This is a genomic window from Rathayibacter rubneri, assembly GCF_023743255.1.
GTDB lineage: Bacteria > Actinomycetota > Actinomycetes > Actinomycetales > Microbacteriaceae > Rathayibacter > Rathayibacter rubneri.
Window position 1 is genome coordinate 91,325 of the sequence record NZ_JAMRYM010000001.1, and the last position, 22,636, is coordinate 113,960.

Consider the following 22,636-nt stretch of genomic DNA (forward strand, 5'->3'; position numbering starts at 1 on the left):
GGGGGTGCTCCGTTGTTCTGCGCCCGGAGGCGCGTCGTTAGCGGGGAGGGTGAGCAGGGATTGCCAGCGCGAGACTATCGCCTCGGCGCGACTAGAGGGTGAAGCCGCGGTCGTTCGGGCCGACGGGTGCGGGGAGCTGCGTGGTCCCCTCGAGGTAGCGGTCGACCTCGGCCGCGACGGAGCGGCCCTCGGCGATCGCCCACACGATGAGGGACTGGCCGCGACCCGCGTCGCCCGCGACGAACACGCCGGGGGCGGTCGTCTCGAAGTTCGCGCCGCGGTCGACGTTGCCGCGGTCCGTGAACGGGACGGCGAGCTGACCCGCCAGGTGGTCCGACTCCGGGCCGGTGAAGCCCAGGGCCAGAAGGACCAGGTCGGCCGGGATCTCGCGCTCGGTGCCGCTCTTGGGGACGCGGCGTCCGTCGAGGTACTCGGTCTCGGCCACGCGCACCGCGCGGACCTCGCCGACCTCGTTCGAGAGGAACTCCACGGTGGAGGCGAGGAACATCCGCTCGCCGCCCTCCTCGTGGGCGCTCGAGATCTCGAACACGGTCGGGTCCATCGGCCAGGGCTGGCTGTCCGGGCGCTCCGACGGCGGCTGCTTGCCGATCGCGAGGTTGGTGACGGACGCGGCCTTCTGACGGTGGGCCGTTCCGATGCAGTCGGCTCCGGTGTCGCCGCCGCCGAGGACGACGACGTGCTTGCCCTCGGCGCTGATCTGCTCGAACACCGTGTCGCCGGCGAGCACGCGGTTGGACTGGACCAGGTACTCCATCGCGAAGTGCACGCCCGAGAGGTCGCGGCCCGGGATCGGGAGATCGCGCGGCACGAGCGCACCGGTGGCGACCACGACGGCGTCGTAGCGCGCCCGGAGGTCGTCCCAGGTGATGTCCGAGCCGATGTCGACGCCCGCGCGGAAGCGGGTGCCCTCGGCCTTCATCTGGTTGAGCCGCAGCTCGAGGTGCTTCTTCTCCATCTTGAAGTCCGGGATGCCGTACCGCAGGAGTCCGCCGATGCGGTCGTCGCGCTCGTACACCGCGACCGTGTGGCCCGCCCGGGTCAGCTGCTGAGCGGCGGCGAGCCCGGCGGGGCCGGAGCCGACGACCGCGACGGTCTTGCCCGTGAGGCGCTCGGGCGGGTGCGGCTGCACCCAGTCGTTGCCGAAGGCCTGATCGATGATCGAGACCTCGATCTGCTTGATCGTGACCGCGGGCTGGTTGATGCCGAGCACGCACGACGACTCGCACGGGGCCGGGCAGAGCCGGCCCGTGAACTCCGGGAAGTTGTTGGTCGCGTGCAGGCGCTCGATGGCCTGGCGGCCCTCGCCGCGCCACATCAGGTCGTTCCACTCGGGGATCAGGTTCCCGAGCGGGCAGCCCTTGTGGCAGAACGGGATGCCGCAGTCCATGCAACGTCCGGCCTGACGGCGCAGCACGGCGGAATCGCCCTGCTCGTACACCTCTTTCCAGTCCATCAGCCGCACGGAGACGGGGCGCCGCTTGGGCAGCTCCCGGTCCTGCACCTTCAGGAACCCCTTGGGATCAGCCACCGGTCACCTCCAGAATCCGTCCCCAGACGACGTCGCCGTCGGGGTCGAGCCCCTCTTCGACAGCGGATGCGCGCGTCGCGAGCACCGCGGCGAAGTCGCGGGGCAGTACCTTGACGAAACGCGAGACGGTTCCGTCGAAATCGTCGAGCATGCCCTGGGCCAGGGTGGACTCGGTCTCGGCGACGTGGCGCTCGAGAAGGTCGCGGAGCATCTCGACATCGGCGCTGTCGAGCGCCGAGAGCGTGAGCTCTCCGGAGGCGAGGGCGTCGCGGTTGACGAGCTCGCGCTGGAGGCCGTGCACGTAGGCCGTGCCGCCGGACATGCCCGCGCCGAGGTTCCGGCCCGTGTCGCCGAGGATCACGGCCAGACCGCCGGTCATGTACTCGAGCGCGTGGTCGCCCACGCCCTCGACGACCGCCGTCGCCCCGGAGTTGCGGACGAGGAACCGCTCGCCGACCATGCCCCGGATGAACATCGTGCCCTGGGTCGCCCCGTAGCCGATGACGTTGCCCGCGATCACGTTCGTCGAGGCGTCGAAGGTGCTGCGGCGGTCGGGCCGCACCACGATCTGGCCGCCCGAGAGGCCCTTGCCGACGTAGTCGTTCGAGTCGCCCTCGAGCCGCAGGGTGATGCCCGCGGGGAGGAAGGCGCCGAGCGACTGCCCGGCGGAGCCGCGCAGCGACACGACGATGGAGTCGGCCGGCAGGCCGTTCTCGCCGTAGCGCACCGTGACCTCGTGGCCGAGCATGGTGCCGACCGCGCGCTCGGTGTTCTTGATCTCGCGCTCGATCCGGACGGTGCCGCGGTGATCGAGCACGTTCGCCGCGAGGCGGATGAGCTCGTTGTCGAAGTGCTTCTCGAGCTCGTGCTCCTGGACGCGGCCGTGGCGACGGGGCTCCTCGGCCGTGAAGACGGGGCCGACGAGGATCGGCGTGAGGTCGAGGCCGCTCGCCTTCCAGTGCTCGATCGCCTGGTTGACGTCGAGGAGCTCGCGGTGCCCGACGATCTCGTCGATGCTCCGGTAGCCCAGCTGCGACAGGTACTCGCGCACCTCCTGGGCGATGAACTCGAAGAAGTTGACGACGAACTCGGGCTTGCCCGAGAAGCGCTTGCGCAGCTCCGGGTTCTGCGTGGCGACGCCGACGGGGCAGGTGTCGAGGTGGCAGACGCGCATCATGATGCAGCCCTCGACGATCAGCGGAGCGGTCGCGAATCCGAACTCCTCCGCTCCGAGCAGCGCGCCGATGACGACGTCGCGACCGGTCTTCATCTGGCCGTCCACCTGCACCACCACGCGGTCGCGCATGCCGTTGAGCATGAGGGTCTGCTGGGTCTCGGCCAGGCCGAGCTCCCACGGCGTGCCCGCGTGCTTGAGCGAGTTGACCGGGCTCGCGCCCGTGCCGCCGTCGTGACCCGAGACGAGGATGACGTCGGCCAGGGCCTTCGCCGTCCCCGCGGCGACCGCGCCGATGCCGGACTGGCTGACCAGCTTGGCGTGGATGCGGGCGGAGGGGTTCGCGCGCTTGAGATCGAAGATGAGCTGCTTGAGGTCCTCGATCGAGTAGATGTCGTGGTGCGGGGGCGGCGAGATGAGGCCGACCCCGGCGGTCGCGTGGCGGGTGCGCGCGATCCACGGGTACACCTTCGTCGGCGGCAGCTGACCGCCCTCGCCCGGCTTGGCGCCCTGGGCGAGCTTGATCTGGATGTCGTCGGCGTGGGTGAGGTACATGCTCGTGACGCCGAAGCGGCCCGAGGCGACCTGCTTGATCGCGGAACGGCGCTCGGGGTCGAGCAGTCGCTCCGTGTCCTCGCCGCCCTCGCCGGTGTTCGACTTGGCGCCGAGCCGGTTCATCGCGATGGCGAGCGTCTCGTGCGCCTCCGGCGAGATGGAGCCGTAGCTCATCGCCCCGGTGGAGAAGCGCTTCACGATCGACTCGACCGGCTCGACCTCGTCGATGGGGACCGGCGTCCGCCCCTCCGTGTCGAGCGAGAACATGCCGCGCAGCGTCATGAGGGAGCTCGCCTGGTCGTCGACCATCTTCGTGTACTCGCGGAACACGTCGTAGCGGCGGTTGCGCGTGGAGTGCTGCAGGCGGAAGACGGTGTCGGGGTTGAAGAGGTGCGGGGCGCCGTCCCGGCGCCACTGGTACTCGCCGCCGACGGCGAGGCGCTCGTGCGCGACGACCGCGCCGTCCTCCGGGTACGCGGCGCGGTGGCGCGCGGCGTTCTCCTCGGCGACGACGTCGATCCCGATGCCGCCGAGCTTGGAGACGGTGCCGGTGAAGTACTGGTCGACGAAGGCCTGGCTCAGCCCGACGGCCTCGAAGGTCTGCGCTCCCGCGTAGCTCGAGACGGTCGAGATGCCCATCTTGGACATGATCTTCAGCACGCCCTTGCCGAGCGCCTTGATCACGTTCTTGACGGCCTTCTCGGGCGAGATGTCCGAGAGCATGCCGCTGCGCACGAGCTGCTCGCAGGTCTCCATAGCGAGGTAGGGGTTCACCGCGGACGCGCCGTAGCCGATCAGCGTGGCGACGTGGTGCACCTCGCGGACGTCGCCGGCCTCGACGACCAGCCCGACGCGCATCCGGTTCTCGGTGCGGATGAGGTGGTGGTGCACGGCGGCGAGCATCAGCAGGGACGGGATCGGAGCGAGGTCCTTCGTGGAGTCCCGGTCGGAGAGCACGAGGAACTGCGCCCCCGCGGCGATCGCGTCGTCGGCCTCGCTGCACATCTCGTCGATGCGGTCCTGCATCGCACGCGGACCGGCGTCGACGCGGTAGAGCCCGCGGATCGTCGTCGTGATGTGGCTGAGCGGACGCGGTGCGATGTGCTGGATCTTCGCGAGCTCGTCGTTGTCGATCACCGGGAAGTCGAGGACGACCTGGCGGGCGTGCTCGGCACCGGCCGAGAGCAGGTTGAGCTCGGGACCGAGCCCGAGGCGCAGCGACGTGACGACCTCCTCGCGGATGGAGTCCAGCGGCGGGTTCGTCACCTGGGCGAACGCCTGGGTGAAGTAGTCGAAGAGCAGACGCGGGCGCTTGGACAGCACGGCCACCGGGGTGTCCGAGCCCATCGCACCCAGCGGCTCCGCGCCGGCCTTCGCCATGGGCAGCAGGAGGAGGCGGACCTCCTCCTCCGTGTAGCCGAAGGTGCGCTGGCGGCGGGTGACCGAGGCCGGGGTGTGCACGATGTGCTCGCGCTCGGGGAGGTCCCTGAGGTTGATGCGGCCCTTGTCGAGCCACTCCTCGAAGGGACCGGAGTCGGCGAGCTGCGCCTTGATCTCCTCGTCCTCGACGATGCGTCCCTGCTCGGTGTCGACCAGGAACATGCGGCCCGGCTGGAGACGGCCCTTGCGGACGACCTTCGCGGGGTCGATGTCGAGCACGCCGATCTCGCTCGCGAGCACGACGAGGCCGTCGTCGGTGACGACGTAGCGGCCCGGACGGAGCCCGTTGCGGTCGAGGGTGGCGCCGACGAGCTCGCCGTCGGTGAAGACGATGGCGGCGGGGCCGTCCCACGGCTCCATGAGCATCGAGTGGTACTCGTAGAACGCGCGGCGCTTCTGGTCGATCGCGGCGGCCTGGTTCTCCCACGCCTCCGGCACCATCATCATAATCGCGTGCGGCAGCGAGCGGCCCGCGAGGTTCAGCAGCTCCACGGTCTCGTCGAACGAGGCCGAGTCGCTGCGCCCGGGCGAGACGATCGGGAACAGCGGCGAGAGGTCGCCGAGCTCCTTGCTCTTCAGCTGGGACTGGCGTGCGCGCATCCAGTTGCGGTTGCCCTGCACCGTGTTGATCTCGCCGTTGTGCGCGATCATCCGGAACGGCTGCGCGAGCGGCCACGACGGGAACGTGTTGGTCGAGTAGCGCGAGTGCACGAGCGCGAGCTTCGAGGTGAAGCGCTCGTCCTGGAGGTCCGGGTAGAACGGCTCGAGCTGGAGGGTCGTCACCATGCCCTTGTAGACGAGCGTGCGGCTCGAGAGCGACATGAAGTACACCTCGAGCTCGCGCTCGACGCGCTTGCGCAGGCGGAAGGTCAGCCGGTCCAGGCGCACGGAGGAGAGCGGGGTGCCGGTCTCGTCGGTGAGGTCGCTGCGGACGTAGAGCTGCTCGATCGCGGGCATCGCCGCGCGGGCGAGCGTGCCGATCTCATCCGGCTGCACCGGGACGGACCGCCACCCCACGACGGTGAGGCTCTCCTCGCGGGCGATGTCCGCGATCGTCGACTTGACGCGCTCGCGCTCGAAGACGTCGACCGGGAGGAACGCGTTGCCGACGGCGTACTGCCCGAGCGGCGGCAGCTCGAACGCCGCGACCGCACGGAGGAAGTCGTCCGGGATCTGCGTGATGATGCCGGCGCCGTCCCCGGTGCCCGCGTCCGAGCCGACCGCGCCGCGGTGCTCGAGGTTGCGCAGGGCGTCGAGGGCCGCGTCGATGATGTCGTGCCCGGCGGTGCCGCGCATGGTGGCGACCATCGCGAGACCGCAGGCGTCCTTCTCGGCCGCAGGGTCGTACATGCCCTGAGCGGGCGGAGTGCCGAGGAACGGCACGACGGGGACGCGGGGCGAGGGCTGGGCGGGTGCCATGTCAGGAACCGTCCTCACGAGTGTTGTGGCGGATGGGGACGTCGCTGGCCCGCAGGTGGTGATGGAGGGTCGGCTCCCCGATCGGGAGGGCCGTGTCGTGGGGGTCACGCGCCGTCGGCGTGACCGCACGGACGACACGCGGCAGCGCTTGTGGCTGAGCCGTGGAGTGCGATCGTGCGGTTGTCGGGCACCGGATCATCGGCCGCGGGGGTCCCGCGGCCTCCGTCAGGTGCGGGAGACCGTCGGCTTCTCGGCGTCGTCGCCGGAAGCAGCAGTGGTGGGTGCGTGCGAGTCGGACTCGACGTCCTCGAATTCTACCGCAGCCTCGGCCGGCTTCCACTCCTTGCCGGGGCGGTAGGCGGAGGGTTCTGCGCCGGTGTGCTCGCGCTTCTGCACGATCACGAGGACGAGGCCGATCACGACGGCGAGCAGCGCGGCCCAGACGTTCGTGCGGATGCCCCAGAAGACCTCGCTCGGGTCGACGCGGATCGACTCGAACCAGACGCGGCCGACGCCGTACCAGATCAGGTAGGCGGCGAAGACGGTGCCCCACTGCAGCTTCAGGCGGCGCTCGAGCAGCAGGATCACCGCGATGCCGACGACGTTCCAGAGGATCTCGTAGAGGAAGGTCGGGTGGAACAGGGTGCCCTCGGGCAGCCCCACCGGGTAGGCGGGGTTCGAGGTCGGGACCTCGAGGCCCCAGGGCAGCGTCGTGGGCAGTCCGTAGAGCTCGACGTTGAACCAGTTGCCGAGTCGGCCGAGGGCCTGGGCGGCGAGCATGCCGGGCGCGAGGGCGTCCGCGAAGGTCCAGAAGCGGACCCCGGTCCAGCGGCAGCCGATCCAGGCGCCGACGGCGCCGCCGATCAGCCCGCCGAAGATGGCGTTGCCGCCCTCCCAGATGTAGAGCGTGCGGAGCAGATCCGCGCCCTCGTAGAAGTAGTCGCCCGGGTGGGTGAGCACGTGGTAGATCCGCGCCCCCACGATGCCCAGCGGGACCGCCCAGATGATGATGTCGAGCACGACCCACGGCTCGGCGCCGCGGCGCTTCAGCCGCGCGTTCGTCATGATCGTCGCGACGACGATGCCGGCGAGGATGCACAGCGCGTAGGTGTGGATCGAGAAGGTCCGCTCGAAGAGCGTGAAGTCGTACTGACTCCACGCCTCGGGCGGGCTCGGGATGCTCAGCGGTACGGACACCGGTACGTCGACCTTTCGAACGGAGGGGTTCCCCGGGCACGACGACGTCGCGCCCCGACGGGCACTGCGATTGTAGTGGGAGCCGTCAGGCGCGCAGGCGCGTGCCGTCGGCCAGACCGCGTGCCGTCTCCAGCACGGCGTCGACTCCTCCGGACGCGAGAGCGCGCACCAGGGCGGAGCCGACGATGGCGCCGTCGGCGTAGGCGAGGATCTCGGCGACCTGCTCCCCCGTCGAGATGCCGAGGCCGACGCAGGCGCTCTCGGACCCGGCGGAGCGGAGGCGGTCGACGAGCGTCCGAGCGGCGGTGTCGACGTCGGTGCGCGCTCCCGTGATCCCCATGGTGGACACCGCGTAGACGAAGCCCCGGCTCGAGGAGACGGCCTGGCGCAGGCGCTCGTCGGTCGAGGACGGTGCGGCGAGGAACACCCGGTCGAGACCCAGGCGCTCGGAGACGGCGATCCACTCGGCGCCCTCGTCCGGGATGAGGTCGGGCGTGATGAGGCCCGACCCGCCCGCCTCGGCGAGGTCGGTCGCGAAGCGCTCCACCCCGTACTGCAGCACGGGGTTGTAGTAGGTCATGACCAGCACGGGCACGTCGACGCGGGAGCGGATCTCGCGCACGGCCTCGAAGCCGTGACGCAGCTTGAAGCCGCCGGCGATCGCGGTCTGCGTCGCCTGCTGGATCACCGGCCCGTCCATGACGGGATCGGAGTAGGGCAGGCCGAGCTCGATCGCGTCGACGCCGTTCTCGGCCATGGCGACCGCGGCGTCGATGCTCGTCGCGAGGTCGGGGAAGCCCACGGGGAGGTACCCGATGAGGGCCCCCGCGGCCTCCGTGTTGCGCCGGCGGACGGTCTCGGCGACGCTCGGTCCTACTCCGCTCACGACTGCACCGCCCCCTGGTCCATGAGGCCGAAGTAGTGCGCGGCCGTCGTCATGTCCTTGTCGCCGCGTCCCGACAGGTTGACGAGGATCGTCGCCTCCGGTCCCAGCTCGCGCCCGAGCACCAGGGTGCCGGCGAGGGCGTGCGCGGACTCGATCGCGGGGATAATGCCCTCGGTGCGGCTGAGGAGCTTGAGCGCGTCCATCGCCTCGCCGTCGGTCACGGCGCGGTAGTCGGCGCGGCCGATGCTCGCGAGCCACGCGTGCTCGGGGCCGACGCCGGGGTAGTCCAGGCCCGCCGAGATGGAGTGCGACTCGACGGTCTGCCCGTCCTCGTCCTGGAGGAGGAAGCTGCGCGCGCCGTGCAGGACGCCGGGGCGCCCCTTGCTGATCGTCGCCGCGTGGCGCGGGGTGTCGATGCCGTCGCCGCCGGCCTCGAAGCCGACGAGGCGGACCTCGGGGTCGTCGAGGAACGCGTGGAAGATGCCCATGGCGTTCGAGCCGCCGCCCACGCAGGCCGTGACGGCCGTGGGGAGCGATCCGGTGAGCTCGAGGACCTGCTCGCGCGCCTCCTCGCCGATGATCTTCTGGAAGTCGCGCACGAGGGCGGGGAACGGGTGCGGACCCGCGACCGTGCCGAAGATGTAGTTGGTCGACTCGACGTTGGTGACCCAGTCGCGCATGGCGTCGTTGATCGCGTCCTTGAGGGTGCGCGATCCGGTCGTCACCGAGACGACCTCGGCGCCGAGCAGTCGCATGCGGGCGACGTTGAGCGCCTGGCGCTCGGTGTCGACCTCGCCCATGTAGACGACGCACTCGAGGCCGAACAGGGCCGCGGCCGTGGCCGTGGCGACGCCGTGCTGGCCCGCTCCGGTCTCGGCGATCACGCGGGTCTTGCCGATGCGCTTGGTCAGGAGGGCCTGGCCGAGCACGTTGTTGATCTTGTGCGAACCGGTGTGGTTGAGGTCCTCGCGCTTGAGGATGATGCGCGCACCGCCGGCGTGCTCGGCGAAGCGCGGCACCTCGGTGATGATCGAGGGCCGGCCCGTGTAGCTGCGGTGCAGCTCCATGAGCTCCGCGTGGAACTCGGGGTCGACCTTCGTGCGCTCGTACTCGGCGCTCAGCTCGTCGAGCGCCTCCACGAGGGATTCGGGGACGTAGCGACCGCCGAAGTCGCCGAAGTAGGGGCCGAGCTCGTCTCGGAGGGCCATGGCAGTACCGCCAGTCGGTGTCAGTGCGCCAGGAAGCTGGCGAGGGTGGAAACGGGGTCGCCGCCGGTGACGAGGGCCTCCCCGACGAGGACGACGTCGGCGCCGGAGCGCCTGTAGTGGGCCACGTCGTCGGCGGAGAGGACCGCCGATTCGGCGACCTTCACCGCGTCGGCGGGGAAGCGCTCGGAGAGGCGGCCGAAGAGGTCGCGGTCGAGCTCGAAGGTGGACAGGTCGCGGGCGTTCACGCCGATGAGGCGGGCGCCGAGGTCGGAGGCCCGCTCCAGCTCGTCGGCCGAGTGGGTCTCGACCAGCGGGGTCATGCCGAGATCGAGGATCAGGGCGTGGAGCTCGCGCAGGACGCTCTGCTCGAGCGCCGCGACGATGAGGAGCACGAGATCGGCTCCTGCGGCGCGGGCCTCGAGCACCTGGTAGGGCTCCGCGATGAAGTCCTTGCGCAGGACGGGGATCGACACCTGCGCGCGGACCGACTCGAGATCGGCGAGCGAGCCCTTGAACCGGCGCTCCTCGGTGAGGACGCTGATCGCGCTCGCTCCGCCCTGCTCGTACTGCGACGCCAGGGCTGCGGGGTCGGGGATCTCGGCGAGGGCGCCGCGGGACGGGCTGGACCGCTTCACCTCGGCGATGATCCGGACCCGCTCGGCCGGAGCCAGCGCGGCCAGCGCATCGATCGCGGGGGCGCGCAGAGCGGCGCGCCGCTCGACCTCGGCGAGCGGGACGGTCTCGCGGCGCTTCGCCGCATCGGCCAGGGAGCCGGCGGTCAGATCGGTCAGCACCTAGGCGCGCGCCTTCGGGTTGGCCTTGGAGCCGTTCACTCCGTAGCCGGCCCTGGCCATGCCCATTCCGACGAGGAGTCCGACGACCACGAGACCGGCGGAGAGCCACACGACGAGCGGGACGTCGAACCAGAAGGCGATCGTGCCGATCGTGAACCCGACCAGCATGATGACGACGGCCGTCCACGCGGCCGGCGAGTGGCCGTGGCTGTCTTCGTCGTGCTCGGTGCTCATGGTTCTCCTCCTGGACGTGCATCGGGACCCCACGAGTCTAGCGGCTCGCGCCCGAGGGCTCCCCCGCGCTCGGGGCGGGTCGTCAGCGTCCCGACGTGGGGTCGTCGCCCCGGGAGAGCTCGTCCCAGGAGACGACGGGATCGATCGTGCCGTCGTCCGTCTCGACGGTCGAGGCGCCGTGCCCGTAGCCGTCGGCGGGCTCGAAGCGGGAGACGCGCTTCTTCTTCCGCGCGTCCGGCCAGCGGCGCACGGTCGCGAGCACTCCGACGCCCAGCACGGCCGTCAGGACGCCCGCGACGAGGGCGACGACGGGCCACGCGGTCGCGCTCGAGGATCCGACGAGGGCGGCCACCGACTGCTCGCCGGCGATGGCCGTCGCCTCCGTGACGACGGAGGATCCCGCGCGCACCGGGTCGCCGAGGGCCGTCGACGCCGCCAGGACCACGGAGCCGCCGAGCACGACCTGCAGGAGGCCGAGCACGATGCGGAACGCCGGACCGGCGATGGCCAGGGCCGCCGCGAGCGCGAGACCGGCGAGCGCGAGCGCCGAGAGCGCGGGAGCCGCCACCGTGCCCACGACGTCCAGACCGGTGGTCGCGCCGGCGAGCGTCAGCACGAACCACGTCTGCGTCGAGGAGGTCAGCTCGAGCGCGGCCAGCAGCACGATCCCGAGGATCGCCCCGTACTTGAGCCGGCGCGCGCTCACGGCTCCTCGGAGGTGACCGCGTCGAGCGGGTCGACGTCGAAGCAGGAGTGCTCCCCCGTGTGGCAGGCGGCGCCGATCTGCTCGACCTGCACGAGGAGCGCGTCGGCGTCGCAGTCGAGGGCCGCTCCGCGCACGTACTGGGCGTGGCCGGACGTGTCGCCCTTGCGCCAGTACTCCTGCCGCGAGCGCGACCAGAAGGTGACGCGGCCCTCGGTGAGCGTGCGGCGCAGGGCCTCGCGGTCCATCCAGCCCATCATCAGCACCTCGCGGGTGTCGTGCTGCTGGATGATCGCGGGCAGCAGCCCGGCGGCGTCGAAGGTCGCGCGGTCGAGGACGGCGTCGAGCTCGGGATCGGTCATCGTCGGATCTCCAGGCCTGCGCCGTCGAGGGCGCGCTTCACGTCGCCGATGGTCATCTCGCGGTTGTGGAAGACCGAGGCCGCCAGCACCGCGTCGGCGCCCGCCTCGATCGCGGGCGCGAAGTGCTCGACGGCACCGGCGCCTCCGGAGGCTATGACCGGCACCGAGCTGACCTCGCGCATCGCGGCGACCAGCTCCAGGTCGAAGCCCTGCTTGGTGCCGTCGGCGTCGATCGAGTTGACGAGCAGCTCGCCGGCCCCGCGCTCGACGGCCTCCGCCGCCCATGCGAGGGCGTCGACCGTGGTCTCGCGGCGACCGCCGTGGGTCGTGACGACGAACCCGGACGGCGTGGCGCCGCTCCGCTTGACGTCGAGGGAGAGGACGAGCACCTGCGCGCCGAAGACGTCGGCGATCTCGCCGACGAGCGCCGGACGGGCGAGAGCGGCGGAGTTGACGCCCACCTTGTCGGCGCCGTGCGCGAGCAGACGGGACACGTCGTCGACGCCGCGCACGCCGCCGCCGACCGTCAGCGGGATGAAGACCTGCTCGGCCGTCGCGCGGACCACGTCGTAGGTGGTGGAGCGGTCGTCGACCGTCGCGGTCACGTCGAGGAAGGTCAGCTCGTCGGCGCCCTGCTCGAAGTAGAGCCGGGCGAGCTCGACCGGGTCGCCGGCGTCGCGGAGGTTCTGGAAGTTGACACCCTTGACCACGCGCCCGGCGGCGACGTCGAGGCACGGGATGACGCGGACGGCGAGGCTCATCGCTGCCGTCCTAGAGGCGCGCGGCGTGGATCGACGTGACCAGGATGGCGCGGGCGCCCAGGTCGTACAGGCGGTCCATCACCTGGTTCATGTCGGCGCGCGGCACCATCACGCGGACGGCGACCCAGTCGGCGTCGTGCAGCGGCGAGACGGTCGGCGACTCGAAGCCCGGAGCGATGTCCGTCGCGGTCTCGAGGAGGGCGACGGGGCAGTCGTAGTCGAGCAGCACGTACTCGCGGGCCACCAGCACGCCCTGGAGGCGGCGCAGCAGGACGGGGATCCCCTCGGGCTCCCCCGCGGCCGAGACGAGCACGGCGGTGGAGTCGAGGATGACCGGTCCGAAGATCTCGAGGCCGGCCTTGCGGAGCGTGGTGCCGGTCTCGACGACGTCGGCGATCACGTCGGCCACGCCGAGCTGGATCGCGGACTCGACCGCTCCGTCGAGGCGGATGAGCGACACCTCGACCCCGTGCTCGCGGAGGAAGGACCCGACGAGGCCGGGGTAGCTCGTCGCGACGCGCAGGCCGTCGATCTCGGAGAGGTCCGTGTAGCGGCCCGCGGGGCCGGCGAAGCGGAAGGTCGAGTTCGCGAAGCCCAGGCTCGCGATCTCGCGCGCCTGCGAGCCGGAGTCGATCAGGAGGTCGCGGCCCGTCACTCCGACGTCGAGGGCGCCGGAGCCGACGTAGGTCGCGATGTCGCGCGGACGGAGGTAGAAGAACTCGACGCCGTTGCGCTCGTCGACGACGTGCAGCTCCTTGGGGTCGCGGCGGCCGGTGTAGCCGGCCTCGGCCAGCATCTGGCCGGCGGTCTCGGAGAGCGAGCCCTTGTTGGGCACGGCGACGCGCAGGAGCGCGGGCGGGGTGGTGGTCACGGCAGGACGTCCTCTGGAGCTCGAGGGTGATTCGGTGAGCGGCGGTCTCGTCGTCGACACGGCGGTCGCGGACGCGCCTCGATGTGCGTGGGAGCGCGCGGCGACGGAGCGTCGGCGGACTCCGGCGACCGGAGGGAGGCTCACAGATGTCGGTAGACGTCGGCCGTCGTCAGGCCCTTCGCCAGCATCAGCACCTGGAGGTGGTAGAGCAGCTGCGAGATCTCCTCGGCGGTGCGCTCGTCGCCCTCGTACTCGGCGGCCATCCAGACCTCGGCGGCCTCCTCGACGATCTTCTTGCCGATGAAGTGCACGCCGGCGTCGAGCTCGCGGACCGTGCCCGACCCCTCGGGGCGCGCGGCGGCCTTCTCGCCCAGCTCAGCGAAGAGGTCGTCGAAAGTTTTCACCGGGGAAGTCTATACGCGCCGCGCGCTGCGGAGCGGCCCGTTCAGTGGCGGTGCAGGATCGCGGAGGCGCTGTCGCGCAGGGCGGCGATCGCCTTCTCGGGGTCGTCGGCGCCGAACACGGCCGAGCCGGCGACGAACGTGTCCGCGCCCGCCTCGGCGGCGATCTCGATCGTGCCGGGGGCGATGCCGCCGTCGACCTGGAGCCAGACGTCGAGACCGGAGGCGCTGACGGCACGACGGAGCGCGTGCAGCTTGGGCATCGTCTCCTCCATGAACGACTGGCCGCCGAAGCCCGGCTCCACGGTCATCACGAGCACCTGGTCGAACTCGGGCAGCAGGTCGAGGTACTCCTCGACGGCGGTGCCCGGCTTGAGCGCGATGCCCGCGCGCGACCCGATCTCCCGGAGCCGGCGGGCGAGCGCCACGGCGTCGCGGGCCGCCTCGGCGTGGAAGGTGACGGAGTAGGCGCCCGTCTCGGCGTACCCGGGCGCCCAGCGGTCCGGGTCGTCGATCATCAGGTGCACGTCGAGCGGGCGCGGCGTCACCTCCTGGAGGCGCTGCACCATCGGCAGCCCGAACGTCAGGTTCGGGACGAAGTGGTTGTCCATGACGTCGACGTGCACGAGGTCGGCCGATGCGATCCGCTGCAGCTCGGCCTCGAAGTTGACGAAGTCGGCGGAGAGGATGCTGGGGTTGATCCGTGCGGGCATGCCGACCAGCCTAGGAGATCGACTCGGACGTCCCCGCACGACGCAGCAGCTGGATGAACATCGCATCGGTGCCGTGCCGGTGCGGCCAGAGCTGCACGTGACGGGCTCCCTCGGGAAGATCGAGCTCGTCGAGCGTCACGCGGCGGAGGACCTCCGGGGTGTCCATCAGCTCGAGTCCGTCGCCGTAGCGCTCCTGGGCGAGAGCGAGGACCCGTCGCGTCTCGCCGAGGTGCGGCGAGCACGTGACGTAGGCCAGCACGCCGCCCGGGGCGAGAGCCTGCAGCGCCGAGTCGAGCAGCTCGCCCTGGAGGGACGCGAGCGGCTCGACGTCGGCCGCCGTCTTGCGCCAGCGCGCCTCCGGCCGCCGGCGCAGGGCGCCCAGCCCGGCGCAGGGGGCGTCGAGGAGGATGCGGTCGAACGCGCCGGGCCGCTCGGCGCCGAGATCACGGCCGTCGCCCGTGCGCACCTCGACGTCCGGGTCCACCGCGGCGAGGGCCTGGCGGACGAGACCGGCGCGGCCGGGCACGACCTCGTTCGCGAGGAGCGAGACGCCGCCCAGGCGCGCCTCCGCCGCGAGCAGGGCGGCCTTGCCGCCGGGGCCGGCGCAGAGATCGAGCCAGCGCTCGCCCTGGCGGACCGGTAGTGCTCGGGACAGCGCGAGCGCCGCCAGTTGCGAGCCCTCGTCCTGCACCCGCACGCGCCCCTCGCGCACGGCGTCGACCGCCTCGGGGTCGCCTCCCGTGCTCACGAGGCCGACCGGGGACCAGCGGTCGGCCGCGGCATCGGGCACGTCCGCGGCGGCGGCGAGACCGGGCAGCGCGACGAGGTTCACCCGCGGAGCGGCGTTGTCGGCCGCGAGAAGGGCGTCCAGCTCGTCGGCGCGGCCCTCCGCCGCGAGAGCGCGCCGCAGCGCCTTGACGATCCAGAGCGGGTGGGAGCTGAGTGCCGCGATGCGGTCGTCGGCCGAGACGGCCGCGGCCGAGACGCGCTCGCGCCACTGGTCGGCCGAGCCCCGCGAGACGCTCCGGAGCACGGCGTTGGCGAAGGAGACCGCTCCCCGGGAGGCATCGGCGGCCACGAGGGCGACGCTCTCGTTCACCGCGGCGTGCGGAGCGACCCGGGTGCCGAGGAGCTGGTGCACACCGAGGCGGAGTGCGTCGAGGACGGACGCGTCGATCGACTCGATCGCCCGCCCGGCCGCGAGCACGATCACGCGGTCGTAGTAGCCCGACAGGCGCAGCGTCCCGTAGCAGAGCTCCGTGGCGAGTCCGGCGTCGGCCGGGGTGAGGCCCGCGGCCCGGATCCGGCCGGGGAGGACCAGGTTGGCGTACGCGTCCGACCCGCTGACGGCGCGCAGCACGTCGTAGGCGACCCGGCGGGCGGGGGCGACGTCGCGACGGGCGGTCATCCGAGCACCGTGCTCTCGCGCAGACCCCTGGCCCAGTCCGCGGCGGCCATCGGCTTCTTGCCCGCGGGCTGGACGGTGAGGAGCTCGACGGCTCCGTCACCGGTGCCCACGAGCGCACGGCCCTGCTCGACGAGGACGCGGCCCGGCTCGAGCAGCGGCGCCTCCTGGATCGCGCGGGCGGCGAGGACCTTCAGCCGCGCCTCGCCGAGGGCGGTGGAGGCGCCCGGCTCCGGCGTCGTCCCGCGGATCAGGGCGAGGAGGCGACCGCTCGGCGCGCTCCAGTCCAGGCGCCCGTCGGACACGTCGAGCTTAGGGGCGAGCGTCACCTCGCCGGACTGCGGCACGGCGACCGCGGTGCCGGCGGCGACGGCGTCCACCACCTCGGTCGTGAGCGCGGCGCCCGACGCCGCGAGGACCTCGAGCAGCTCCCCCGCCGTCCGGCCGCGCACGTCCTCCGCCAGCTCTGCGAACACGTCGCCGGCGTCGAGCTCGGCGACCAGCTGGAACACGCTCGCGCCGATGGTCTCCTCCCCCGCCATCAGGGCCCGCTGCACCGGAGCCGCTCCCCGCCAGCGCGGGAGGAGGGAGAAGTGCAGGTTGATCCAGCCGTGCGCCGGCACCGCGAGCAGTCGCGCGCGCACGAGCCCGCCGTACGCGACGATGACGCCGAGATCGGGCGCGAGGGCCTCGATCCGGTCGGTGACGGCGTCGTCCAGGCGGTTCGCCCTGAGGACGGGCAGGCCGAGCTCCTCGGCGACGACGGCGACGGGAGAGGGCGTGAGCACGCGCTTGCGGCCCACGGGGGCGTCCTCGCGGGTGACGACGGCGACCACCTCGTGGTCGGAGGCCACGAGGGCCCGCAGGGTCGGGACGGCGGGGGCCGGGGTGCCGGCGAAGACGAGGCGCACGGGGTGGGCTCCTGAGTGGCGGTGGTGCGGGCGGATCTAGAGGATGTCGGGATCGTCGAGGCGGACCCGCAGCTTCGGGGCCGGCCGGAAGCGGCCGGGAGTGGTCGGGGGCCGGCGGCGACGGGTGGCGTTCCGGACGACCGCGGACCGGAGCCGGGCGGCCACCTCCGCACCGCGAGCGTAGTCGAAGCGCACGATGGCCCGGACGGAGCCGTCCTCGAGCCCGACCGGGCCGAGGACCTCGTGCCGGTCGCTCTCGTCCAGCGCCTCGAGCGCCTCCTCGACCGCGTGCGCGTCGCCGCTCACCGTGGCCAGGCGCACCGCGGGCGGGAAGCGCAGGGCCCGGCGCTCGAGCAGCTCGGCGCGCAGGTACTCGGCCTGCCGCCAGGTGGCGAGGGCGGTGGCGATCCGCCCGCCGACCCCGACGAGCAGAACCGGGGCCCCGGGCTTCGCCAGCGCGGCGGCGTTCGACCACGTGCGCAGGGCGTCGTCGGCGACCCGCAGGCTCTCGCGCGCCAGCATCCGCTCGCCGTCGAGGAGGAGGACGGCGTGGTAGCCGCCGTCGGCCCGCGGTTCGGCGCCCCGGGTCGCGACGACGAGCGCCGGCTCGTCGCTCAGGGTGAGCACCGGCCTCTGGCCGTCGGCGACGACCACCTTGGCTCCGGGGAAGGCGCGGCCGAGCTCCTCCGCGGTGCGCCCGGCGCCGAGTGTCACGAGACGGAGCGAGGTGGCCTCGCAGACGGAGCAGCTCCACTCCGCCGCGATCAGCCCGCACCAGCCGCAGCTGGGCCGCGCACCCGCCGAGTGCACGGCCAGCGGTCCCTGGCAGCGGTTGCAGCGCGCGACCGTGCGGCAGCGGGCGCAGGCGACGACCGGCGCGTACCCGGGCCGCGCGACCTGCACCAGCACCGGACCGGAGTCGAGGCCGATGCGCGCCTGCCGCCAGGCGGAGGACGGGATGCGGGCCGCGGCGTCGTGCTCGTCGGCCGCGGACTGCTGGGCGGTGGGGACGACGTGGGGGCGGCGCGCCGGCCGCGGCTCGACCTCGGCGGCGAAGCCGATCTCGACGAGGCGCTCGACCTCCACGGTGCGGGTGTGGCCGAGCAGGACGAGGCCGGCTCCGCTCTGCTCCTGGCGGACGAGGGCCACGTCGCGGGCATGGGCGTAGGGGGCGAGCGGCTCGGCGAAGAGCGGATCCCCGTCGTCCCACAGCGCGATCAGCCCCGGCGACGCCGAGGGCGCGTAGAGGACGGAGCGGTTGCCGACGATCACGCGCGGTCCGGGACCGAGGCAGCGCAGGAACGCGGCGTACCGCTCGGCGCCCTTCTGCCGCGCGTCGAGCCGCACCACGAGCTCCGCCGGCAGCAGGTCGGCCAGGGCGAGCTCGAGCTGCTCCTGGTCCCGGTAGTCGGGCACGGCGAGGATCGCGTCGCCGCCCGCGACGACCGCGTTGCGCGCGAGCTCGGCGAGGGTCAGTGCCCAGCCGCCGATCCAGGTCCCGGTGGAGAGCTGGACGGGCGCGGGCACGGCTCCGACGGCGAGCCTCCCGCCGAGCGCCAGCGCGTCGAAGGCGCCGTCGGCGTAGCCGGCGACCGGCGCGGACGCCACCGGGACCGGAACGACCGGCCTCTCCGCCGCGAGGTGCGACTTCTCGACCCGCACGTGCCGACGCGGCACCGCGAGGCGCAGGACGTCGCTCGCTCCTCCGGCGGCGCGGTCGGCGACGCGGCGGGCCAGAGCCCACACCTCGGGGGTGAGGACCACCACCGGCGAGACGAGCTCCTCGAGCTCGCTGAGCGCACCCGCGTGCTCGGAACCCTCGCCGACCTCCACCACGAAGGCGTCGGCGATGCGGCCGCCGGTGCGCAGCGGGACGCGCACGCGGACACCGGGGCGCACCTGCTCCGTCAGCGGTGCGGGAACCGCGTAGTCGAGGAGCCGGTCGAGCTGGGGCAGCGGCGAGTCCAGGAGGACGCGGGCGACGACGGCCGACGCGCCGGAGGGGGTCTCCACCGCCTGCGCCGCGCCCGCTACGAGAGACCCGCGGCGGAGCGGAGGTCGTCGACGCGGTCCAGGCGCTCCCAGGTGAAGTCGGGGAGCTCTCGGCCGAAGTGCCCGTAGACCGAGGTCTGCGAGTAGATCGGGCGCAGCAGATCGAGCGCGTGGATGATCGCGGCGGGGCGCAGGTCGAAGACGGAGCGGATCGCCTCGGTGATCCGCTCGTCGGGAACGGTGCCGGTGCCGAAGGACTCGACGTAGAGGCCGACAGGAGCGGCCTTGCCGATCGCGTAGGCGACCTGCACCTCGAGGCGGCGGGCGAGCCCGGCCGCGACGGCGTTCTTGGCCACCCAGCGCATCGCGTAGGCGGCCGAGCGGTCGACCTTCGACGGGTCCTTGCCCGAGAAGGCGCCGCCGCCGTGCCGCGAGGCGCCGCCGTAGGTGTCGACGATGATCTTTCGGCCGGTGAGCCCGGCGTCGCCCTGCGGGCCGCCGATCTCGAAGCGTCCGGTGGGGTTGATCAGCAGCCGCACCGCGGAGGAGTCGAGGTCGACCGTCTCGAGGACGGGTCGGATCACGTGGGCCTCGATGTCGGCGTGGATCGTCTCGGTGCTCACGTGCTCGGCGTGCTGGGTCGAGAGGACCACCGTGTCGATGGAGCGGGGCGTCGTGCCGTCGTAGCCGATGGTCACCTGGGTCTTGCCGTCGGGACGGAGGTAGTCGAGCTCGCCGGACTTGCGGACGGCGGCGAGGCGCTCGGCGAGACGGTGCGAGAGCCAGCTCGGCAGCGGCATGTACTCGGGGGTCTCGTCGGTGGCGAAGCCGAACATGAGCCCCTGGTCCCCCGCTCCCTGGCGGTCGAAGGCGTCGTCGTCGGACGAGTCGGTGCGGACCTCGAGTGCGGTGTCGACGCCCGCGGCGATCTCGGGCGACTGCTGGCCGATCGAGACCGAGACGCCGCAGGAGCGACCGTCGAACCCCTTCTCGGAGGAGTCGTAGCCGATCTCGACGATCGTGTCCCGGACGATCTTGGGAATCTCGACGTAGCCGGAGGTCGAGACCTCGCCGGCGACGTGCACGAGCCCGGTGGTGACGAGCGTCTCGACGGCGACGCGGCTCCTCGGGTCCTCGCGGAGCAGGGCGTCGAGGATGCGGTCCGAGATCTGGTCGCAGATCTTGTCGGGGTGCCCCTCGGTCACGGACTCGGAGGTGAAGAGGCGCAGGGGTCCGGAGGAGGTCATGGGAGGTTCTCGTTTCGTTCCGGGGGCTGGTCGGCCGGGGCGTCGGAGCCCGGGCGGCCCACGGGGACCACCGGCGACGGCAGCGGGGCGCGGGGCCGTGCGGACACGGGGAACCGGGCTCGGGTCTTGTGCGCCCCGACCGGAGGGACCGCCGCTCCCGGACCTGCTCCGCGCATGCGCGGGACCGCCTGAGAGCAGCCGCCGTCGGCTAGCGCGCGACCACGTCGAGGACGCGATCGGCCACCGACGCCTTGGTGCCGGAAGCCTCGATCACTATATCCCCGGCCCGATCGAGGACCACGACGGTGTTGCTGTCGCTCTGGAAGCCCTCGGTCCAGCCCACCCTGTTGAGGACGAGCAGGTCGCAGCCCTTCCGCGCGATCTTGGCGCGGCCGAGGGCCAGCATCGCGTCGCGGTCGGGCTCGGTCTCGGCCGCGAAGCCGACGACGAGCTGGCCCTGCGTCCGGGCCGCCGCGATCTCGGCGAGGATGTCGGGGTTCTTCACGAGCTCGAGGACGAGACGATCGCCCTGCTGCTCCTTCTTGATCTTCGACTCCGAGACGTCCGCGGGCCGGTAGTCGGCCACGGCGGCGGCCATCACGACGATGTCCGACTCGGCCGAGGCGGAGAGCGCCGCCTCGCGGAGCTCGAGGGCGGTGCCGACGGGGACGACCGTCACGCCGCGCGGCGCCTCGATGTCGAGGTTCGCCGCGAGGAGGGTCACGCTCGCTCCTCTGGCCGCCGCCGCGAGGGCGAGGGCGACGCCCTGCCGGCCGCTCGAGCGGTTCCCGACGAAGCGGACCGGGTCGAGCGGCTCGCGGGTGCCGCCCGCGGTGACGAGGACGCGCAGACCCTCCAGGTCGCGCTTCGCACCCGTCGCGCGGCGGTGGACGGCCAAGGCCTCGGCGACGATCGTCGCCGGCTCCTCCATCCGTCCGGCACCGGAGTCGGTGCCCGTCAGCTGACCGACGGCCGGTCCGACGAGGTGCACCCCGCGCGAGCGGAGCGTCTCGACGTTCGCGACGGTGGCGGGATTCGCCCACATCTCGGTGTGCATGGCCGGGGCGATGACGAGCGGAGCGGTGCTCGCGAGCACGGTGTTGCCGAGCAGGTCGTCGGCGAGGCCGGTCGCGAGCTTCGCGAGGGTGTGCGCCGTGGCGGGAGCGATCACGATCAGGTCGGCCGCCTGGCCGATCGCGACGTGCCGCACCTCCGCGACGCCCTCGTAGAGCTCCGTGTGCACGGCGTTCCTCGAGATGGCCTCGAGCGTCGGCTTGCCCACGAAGCGCAGGGCGGCCTCGGTGGCCACGACGTGGACGTCGTGGCCCTCGAGGACCAGGGCGCGCACGACGCCGACCGCCTTGTAGGCGGCGATGCCGCCGGTGATGCCGACGACGACGTTCAACCGCCGAGCGGCCTTCCGGGACGAGCGCACCCGCGGGGAGCCGTGCTACTCGGCGAGGGGCTGGGCGACGAGCTTGTCCTCGTTGATCTCGTGGAGAGCGACCGAGAGCGGCTTGTCGTCGATGGTCGAGTCGACCAGCGGGCCGACGTTGTCGAACAGGCTGCCCTCGTGGAGGTCGGCGTAGTAGTCGTTGATCTGGCGCGCGCGCTTGGAGGCGAAGATCACCAGCGCGTACTTCGAGTCGACCTTCGAGAGGAGCTCGTCGATGGGCGGGTCGATGATGCCGAGGTTGTTGGCCATGGTGTCTCCTTGTTGGCTTGTCAGCGCTGCGGGGCGCGTGAGCGCCGATCTGCGGCTCCGGAGGCGCTCGACGCGGCGGCGCCTGGGGGCTGGGCCCTGTCGGCGGTCGGGGCGTCGGCCCGGAGGTGGTCGGTGGCCCGGACGTCAGCGGCCCGGGTCGGCGGGCGCGCCGTCGGAACGAGGCGACATCAATTCTACGACCTCGCGGGCCGCTTCGGGCACTGTGCTGTTCACGACCGCGAAATCGAACTCGTCCTGCGCGGCCAGCTCGACGCGTGCCGTGGCCAGCCGGCGCTGCTGCTCCTCCGGGCTCTCGGTGCCCCGGCCGACCAGGCGGCGCACGAGCTCGTCCCAGCTGGGCGGCAGGAGGAAGACCAGCCTGGCGTCCGGCATCCGCTCGCGGACCTGCCGCGCGCCCTGGATGTCGATCTCGAGCATGACCTGCCGGCCCTGCGCGAGCGCGGCGTCGATCGGGCCGCGCGGCGTGCCGTAGCGGTACGCGTTGTGCACCGTGGCGTACTCGAGGAACTCCCCCGCCTCGACCATGCGGTCGAACTCGGCGTCGTCGATGAAGTAGTAGCTGACGCCGTCGACCTCCCCGGGACGCGGCGCCCGGGTGGTCGCCGAGACCGACAGCAGGACCTCGGGGTAGTTCTCGCGGATGTAGGTGGAGACGGTGCCCTTGCCGACGGCCGTGGGGCCGGCGAGGACGACGAGGCGGGTGCGCTCCCCGCGGCGCTGGCGCGCCTCCCGCTGCTCGAGGAAGGAGTTCAGACCCTCGACCTGGCGCCGGCCGAGTCCGCCGAGGCGCTTGGACGGGGCGATCTGGAGCTGCTCCATCACCCGCGGGGTCTTGACCACTCCGAGAGCCGGCACCGCGCGCAGCAGCTCGCTCACGCGCATCCGCCCCTCCACTCCGGCGGGGTCGGTCTGCGCAGCGGCGAGGACGGCGGTGGCCGGACGCTCGCCCGAGGCGACGTCCTTCTTCACGCTCGCCCGGGCGCGCCGGGCGGCGATCGCGGCGGCGGACGCGGCGAGACGGTCGACCTCGGGAGGCGACGGACGGCGGCTGCCGGTCGTGACCGGTCCGGTCTCGGCGGGGCTCACGG

The 22,636-nt window shown here is 72.6% G+C and carries 20 protein-coding genes; all 20 read right to left on the reverse strand.

Annotated features, from left to right (window positions below; all coding sequences use genetic code 11):
* Positions 1-91: 91 nt before the first annotated feature.
* The 20 genes from NB037_RS00400 to gmk all read right to left on the reverse strand — a co-directional run bounded on the left by NB037_RS00400 (position 92) and on the right by gmk (position 22,634).
* The gene (locus NB037_RS00400; RefSeq protein ID WP_251942579.1) at positions 92-1,549 is read right to left on the reverse strand and encodes a glutamate synthase subunit beta; all 1,458 of its coding nucleotides are present in this window, start codon (positions 1,547-1,549) and stop codon (positions 92-94) included.
* Positions 1,542-6,137, reverse strand: a complete 4,596-nt coding sequence (gene gltB / locus NB037_RS00405) for a glutamate synthase large subunit (RefSeq protein WP_372490658.1) — start codon at positions 6,135-6,137, stop codon at positions 1,542-1,544. The genes NB037_RS00400 and gltB overlap by 8 nt, the downstream gene beginning before the upstream one ends.
* Positions 6,138-6,362: 225 nt before the next feature.
* Complete coding sequence (gene lgt, locus NB037_RS00410; protein ID WP_251942580.1) at positions 6,363-7,334, reverse strand: prolipoprotein diacylglyceryl transferase; 972 nt, start codon at positions 7,332-7,334, stop codon at positions 6,363-6,365.
* Positions 7,335-7,419: 85 nt separating this feature from the next.
* Positions 7,420-8,220, reverse strand: a complete 801-nt coding sequence (trpA, locus tag NB037_RS00415; protein WP_251942582.1) for a tryptophan synthase subunit alpha — start codon at positions 8,218-8,220, stop codon at positions 7,420-7,422.
* Positions 8,217-9,428, reverse strand: coding sequence for a tryptophan synthase subunit beta (trpB, locus tag NB037_RS00420; protein ID WP_251942584.1), 1,212 nt, complete (start codon positions 9,426-9,428; stop codon positions 8,217-8,219). Before trpB ends, trpA begins: the two co-directional genes overlap by 4 nt.
* A gap of 20 nt (positions 9,429-9,448) precedes the next feature.
* Entirely contained in the window at positions 9,449-10,222 is a 774-nt protein-coding gene (gene trpC / locus NB037_RS00425) for an indole-3-glycerol phosphate synthase TrpC (RefSeq protein ID WP_251942587.1), read from the reverse strand.
* The gene (locus NB037_RS00430) at positions 10,223-10,456 is read right to left on the reverse strand and encodes a DUF6704 family protein (protein ID WP_251942589.1); all 234 of its coding nucleotides are present in this window, start codon (positions 10,454-10,456) and stop codon (positions 10,223-10,225) included.
* 82 nt (positions 10,457-10,538) lie between these two features.
* Positions 10,539-11,162: a Trp biosynthesis-associated membrane protein gene (locus NB037_RS00435; RefSeq protein WP_251942590.1), complete on the reverse strand. Its 624-nt coding sequence runs from the start codon at positions 11,160-11,162 to the stop codon at positions 10,539-10,541.
* Positions 11,159-11,521: a phosphoribosyl-AMP cyclohydrolase gene (hisI, locus tag NB037_RS00440; protein ID WP_251942592.1), complete on the reverse strand. Its 363-nt coding sequence runs from the start codon at positions 11,519-11,521 to the stop codon at positions 11,159-11,161. Before hisI ends, NB037_RS00435 begins: the two co-directional genes overlap by 4 nt.
* Positions 11,518-12,282, reverse strand: a complete 765-nt coding sequence (hisF, locus tag NB037_RS00445) for an imidazole glycerol phosphate synthase subunit HisF (RefSeq protein ID WP_251942594.1) — start codon at positions 12,280-12,282, stop codon at positions 11,518-11,520. The genes hisI and hisF overlap by 4 nt, the downstream gene beginning before the upstream one ends.
* Before the next feature lie 10 nt (positions 12,283-12,292).
* Positions 12,293-13,153, reverse strand: coding sequence for an ATP phosphoribosyltransferase (gene hisG / locus NB037_RS00450; RefSeq protein ID WP_308202027.1), 861 nt, complete (start codon positions 13,151-13,153; stop codon positions 12,293-12,295).
* A gap of 140 nt (positions 13,154-13,293) precedes the next feature.
* Positions 13,294-13,557 carry a phosphoribosyl-ATP diphosphatase gene (locus NB037_RS00455; RefSeq protein ID WP_055791842.1) on the reverse strand — a complete coding sequence of 88 codons (264 nt, stop codon included), beginning with the start codon at positions 13,555-13,557 and terminating at the stop codon, positions 13,294-13,296.
* 41 nt (positions 13,558-13,598) lie between these two features.
* Entirely contained in the window at positions 13,599-14,267 is a 669-nt protein-coding gene (gene rpe / locus NB037_RS00460; protein ID WP_251942596.1) for a ribulose-phosphate 3-epimerase, read from the reverse strand.
* 10 nt (positions 14,268-14,277) lie between these two features.
* Positions 14,278-15,675, reverse strand: coding sequence for an RsmB/NOP family class I SAM-dependent RNA methyltransferase (locus NB037_RS00465; protein ID WP_251942598.1), 1,398 nt, complete (start codon positions 15,673-15,675; stop codon positions 14,278-14,280).
* Positions 15,672-16,583 (reverse strand): methionyl-tRNA formyltransferase, encoded by a 912-nt coding sequence (gene fmt / locus NB037_RS00470; RefSeq protein ID WP_251942600.1) that lies wholly within the window; start codon positions 16,581-16,583, stop codon positions 15,672-15,674. The genes NB037_RS00465 and fmt overlap by 4 nt, the downstream gene beginning before the upstream one ends.
* A 36-nt stretch (positions 16,584-16,619) precedes the next feature.
* Positions 16,620-18,596: a primosomal protein N' family DNA-binding protein gene (locus NB037_RS00475; RefSeq protein WP_251942602.1), complete on the reverse strand. Its 1,977-nt coding sequence runs from the start codon at positions 18,594-18,596 to the stop codon at positions 16,620-16,622.
* 17 nt (positions 18,597-18,613) lie between these two features.
* Positions 18,614-19,822 (reverse strand): methionine adenosyltransferase, encoded by a 1,209-nt coding sequence (gene metK / locus NB037_RS00480; RefSeq protein ID WP_251942604.1) that lies wholly within the window; start codon positions 19,820-19,822, stop codon positions 18,614-18,616.
* A 208-nt stretch (positions 19,823-20,030) separates the two neighbouring features.
* Positions 20,031-21,257 (reverse strand): bifunctional phosphopantothenoylcysteine decarboxylase/phosphopantothenate--cysteine ligase CoaBC, encoded by a 1,227-nt coding sequence (gene coaBC / locus NB037_RS00485; RefSeq protein WP_504971419.1) that lies wholly within the window; start codon positions 21,255-21,257, stop codon positions 20,031-20,033.
* 15 nt (positions 21,258-21,272) lie between these two features.
* Entirely contained in the window at positions 21,273-21,527 is a 255-nt protein-coding gene (gene rpoZ / locus NB037_RS00490; RefSeq protein WP_055791825.1) for a DNA-directed RNA polymerase subunit omega, read from the reverse strand.
* Between the two features lie 144 nt (positions 21,528-21,671).
* Complete coding sequence (gene gmk, locus NB037_RS00495; protein WP_251942608.1) at positions 21,672-22,634, reverse strand: guanylate kinase; 963 nt, start codon at positions 22,632-22,634, stop codon at positions 21,672-21,674.
* Positions 22,635-22,636 lie beyond the last annotated feature (2 nt).

Coding starts and splice junctions, on each gene's coding strand:
- trpB (WP_251942584.1), bottom strand. CDS start 9,428: ATGGCCCTCCGAGACGAGCTCGGCCCCTACTTCGGCGACTTCGGCGGT.
- rpoZ (WP_055791825.1), bottom strand. CDS start 21,527: ATGGCCAACAACCTCGGCATCATCGACCCGCCCATCGACGAGCTCCTC.
- NB037_RS00465 (WP_251942598.1), bottom strand. CDS start 15,675: ATGACCGCCCGTCGCGACGTCGCCCCCGCCCGCCGGGTCGCCTACGAC.
- rpe (WP_251942596.1), bottom strand. CDS start 14,267: ATGCCCGCACGGATCAACCCCAGCATCCTCTCCGCCGACTTCGTCAAC.
- hisI (WP_251942592.1), bottom strand. CDS start 11,521: ATGACCGATCCCGAGCTCGACGCCGTCCTCGACCGCGCGACCTTCGAC.
- gltB (WP_372490658.1), bottom strand. CDS start 6,137: ATGGCACCCGCCCAGCCCTCGCCCCGCGTCCCCGTCGTGCCGTTCCTC.
- NB037_RS00430 (WP_251942589.1), bottom strand. CDS start 10,456: ATGAGCACCGAGCACGACGAAGACAGCCACGGCCACTCGCCGGCCGCG.
- metK (WP_251942604.1), bottom strand. CDS start 19,822: ATGACCTCCTCCGGACCCCTGCGCCTCTTCACCTCCGAGTCCGTGACC.
- hisF (WP_251942594.1), bottom strand. CDS start 12,282: ATGAGCCTCGCCGTCCGCGTCATCCCGTGCCTCGACGTCGCCGCCGGG.